At 53.1% G+C, this 2,622-nt stretch carries 2 rRNA genes; both read right to left on the reverse strand.

Annotation, left to right across the window (positions count from 1 at the left end):
* Nucleotides 1-5 precede the first annotated feature (5 nt).
* A 5S ribosomal RNA gene (rrf, locus tag MWU82_RS23870) occupies nt 6-117 on the reverse strand.
* 244 nt (nt 118-361) lie between these two features.
* Nucleotides 362-2,622, reverse strand: a 23S ribosomal RNA gene (locus MWU82_RS23875); the annotation flags it as partial.

The following is a 2,622-nucleotide window of genomic DNA, read 5'->3' on the forward strand; positions in this document are numbered from 1 at the left end:
TCAAAAAAAGGCGGCGGCCTACTCTCCCACTTGGTGTAGCAGTACCATCGGCGCAGACGGGCTTAACTTCCCTGTTCGGAATGGTAAGGGGTGGGCCCCGTCGCCATGGCCACCTAAAATCGTTGATGTTTTTCCATGGCCCTTGGGCCATGGTCTGCCCGAACTGCATTGCAGGGCGGGCCACCTAAAAACTTATATACTTTAATGTCCGGTACCCTTCAGCGGATGCTGAGCGTAGCCGAAGCATGACATAATAATGGGACAGGGCGGCCGTTGCGGTCGCACTAAAATAAGGTAAGGTACACGTACAGTTGTTTAAAAAAAGGTTTGTTGCGCCCCGCGGTTTCCCGCGGGACGGCGTTTGCGCAAGCCAACGGGCAATTAGTACCACTCGGCTACGGACATTGCTGCCCTTCCACCTATGGCCTATCGACGTGGTCATCTCCCACGGCCCTTTAAAGAAATCTCATCTTGTGGCGGGTTTCGCGCTTATATGCTTTCAGCGCTTATCCCATCCCGACATAGCTACCCAGCAATGCCCCTGGCGGGACAACTGGTGCACCAGCGGTCGGTCCAACCCGGTCCTCTCGTACTAGGGTCAGGTCCACTCAAATTTCTAACGCCCGCAGTAGATAGAGACCGAACTGTCTCACGACGTTCTGAACCCAGCTCGCGTGCCACTTTAATGGGCGAACAGCCCAACCCTTGGGACCTTCTCCAGCCCCAGGATGTGACGAGCCGACATCGAGGTGCCAAACCCCCCCGTCGATATGAGCTCTTGGGGGAGATCAGCCTGTTATCCCCGGCGTACCTTTTATCCTTTGAGCGATGGCCCTTCCATGCGGAACCACCGGATCACTATGCTCTACTTTCGTACCTGGTCGACCTGTATGTCTCTCAGTCAAGCGCCCTTGTGCCATTGCACTCTGCACACGATTGCCAACCGTATTGAGGGCACCTTTAGAAGCCTCCGTTACTCTTTTGGAGGCGACCACCCCAGTCAAACTACCCACCACGCACTGTCCTCCCATAAGGGAGTTAGGCCCCGGACAAACAAAGGCTGGTATTTCAACAATGACTCCACCACACCTGGCGATGCAGCTTCAAAGTCTCCCAGCTATCCTACACATTGGTTGCCCAAGGTCAATACGAAGCTATAGTAAAGGTGCACGGGGTCTTTTCGTCCCACTGCGGGTAACCGGCATCTTCACCGATACTACAATTTCACCGAGCTCATGGCCGAGACAGTGTCCAGATCGTTGCACCATTCGTGCAGGTCGGAACTTACCCGACAAGGAATTTCGCTACCTTAGGACCGTTATAGTTACGGCCGCCGTTTACTGGGGCTTCAATTCAATGCTTCTCCTTGCGAATGACATCTCCTCTTAACCTTCCAGCACCGGGCAGGTGTCAGGCCCTATACTTCATCTCTCGATTTTGCAGAGCCCTGTGTTTTTGATAAACAGTCGCCTGGACCTCTTCACTGCGGCCCCCGCCGTGGCGGGGGCGACCCTTCTCCCGAAGTTACGGGTCTATTTTGCCTAGTTCCTTAGCCATGAATCTCTCGAGCGCCTTAGAATACTCATCCCAACCACCTGTGTCGGTTTGCGGTACGGGCTGCTTCACTTGGTTTTCTCGGAGGATGTTAAGCTGGATTATCACCTTGGCCGGAGCCTCAGTGTACTATCGGGGCGTCACCGCTCCCTTCAACGTACTATTCCGTCAGTACGCACCAACGCCACATCCCCGTCACTTTTAATGTGAGCAGGTACAGAAATATTAATCTGTTGTCCATCCACTACCCCCTTCGGGTTCGTGTTAGGTCCCGACTGACCCCCAGCTGATTAGCATAGCTGGGGAAACCTTGGTCTTTCGGCGTGCGGGTTTCTCGCCCGCATTATCGTTACTTATGCCTACATTTTCGTTTGTAGCTCCTCCAGCAACCCTTACAGATCGCCTTCAGCGGCACTACAATGCTCCCCTACCCCTCTGTACCGAGTACAGAAGTCACAGCTTCGGTGATATGCTTATGCCCGATTATTATCCATGCGGAACCGCTCGACCAGTGAGCTGTTACGCACTCTTTAAATGAATGGCTGCTTCCAAGCCAACATCCTGGCTGTCAATGCAGTTCCACCGCGTTATATCAACTTAGCATATACTTTGGGACCTTAGCTGGTGATCTGGGTTCTTTCCCTCTCGGACATGGACCTTAGCACCCATGCCCTCACTGCGCAGAAACATTTTATAGCATTCGGAGTTTGTCAGGAATTGGTAGGCGGTGAAGCCCCCGCATCCAATCAGTAGCTCTACCTCTATAAAACTATCTACACGCTGCACCTAAATGCATTTCGGGGAGTACGAGCTATTTCCGAGTTTGATTGGCCTTTCACCCCTACCCACAGGTCATCCCAAGACTTTTCAACGTCAACGGGTTCGGTCCTCCACTGTGTGTTACCACAGCTTCAACCTGCCCATGGGTAGATCACACGGTTTCGCGTCTACTACTACTGACTATGGCGCCCTGTTCAGACTCGCTTTCGCTACGGATCCGCACCTGAAGTGCTTAACCTTGCCAGTAAAAGTAACTCGTAGGCTCATTATGCAAAAGGCACGCCGTCA

The organism is Arenibacter sp. S6351L (genome assembly GCF_023016025.1).
Taxonomy (GTDB): domain Bacteria; phylum Bacteroidota; class Bacteroidia; order Flavobacteriales; family Flavobacteriaceae; genus Arenibacter; species Arenibacter algicola_B.